The organism is Campylobacter sp. RM12654, assembly GCF_020137585.1.
Classification (GTDB): domain Bacteria; phylum Campylobacterota; class Campylobacteria; order Campylobacterales; family Campylobacteraceae; genus Campylobacter_E.
The window spans coordinates 1-857 of the sequence record NZ_JACGAR010000068.1 but is presented as its reverse complement, the minus strand read 5'-3'; the positions used below and the strand labels follow the sequence as shown (position 1 = coordinate 857).

Below are 857 nucleotides of genomic sequence, written 5' to 3'. Positions count from 1 at the left end.
CAGTAGAACAAAGCGTTCAAACAGCAGCAGCAATTGAAAGCGGAGATTTAAAAGCAAGAATTACTCTAAATCCTGCAAACCCACAATTAATTGAATTAAAAAATGTCTTAAATAAAATGCTTGATACTTTAGAAGAAAAAGTTGGAGCTAATACAAACTCAATTGAAAAGATATTTGATGAATATAGCCAAAACGACTTTAGAAATGAAATAAAAAATGCTAAAGGTAGAGTAGAACTTGCAACTAATATGTTAGGTAAGCAAATAAGAGATATGTTAAAAACAAATCTTGAAACTGCAAGAAACCTACAAGATAAATCTAAAATACTAAAAACAAGTGTTAGTGATATAAACGAAGGTGCAAGAAAGCAAGCAAGTAGCTTACAAGAAAGTGCAGCAGCAGTAGAAGAGATGAGTGCATCTATGCATGCAGTAAATCAAAAATCAAACGAAGTTATTAAAAACGGAGAAGATATTAAAAATGTTATTACTATGATAAGAGACATTGCAGAACAAATTAATCTACTTGCACTTAATGCTGCAATTGAAGCAGCACGTGCAGGTGAGCACGGGCGTGGGTTTGCTGTAGTTGCTGATGAAGTAAGAAAGCTAGCTGAAAGCACTCAAAAATCACTAACAGAAATAGAAGCAAGTGTTAATGTATTAACTCAAGGAATAAATGATATGAGCGAAAGCATTAAAGAACAAACTCAAGCAATATCTCAAATAAATGAAGCAATAAGTAGTATAGATGAGCTAACACGCGCTAATGTAGTAGTAGCTGATAATACTAATAAAATATCAGATGAAGTAGATTTAATGGCTAGCATTGCTGTTGAAGCTGTTATGAAGAATAAA

At 32.4% G+C, this 857-nt stretch carries 1 protein-coding gene; it reads left to right on the top strand.

Annotation, left to right across the window (positions count from 1 at the left end):
- On the top strand, positions 1 to 857 hold an 857-nt coding region (locus AVBRAN12654_RS09345; RefSeq protein WP_336614383.1), incomplete at both ends, for a methyl-accepting chemotaxis protein.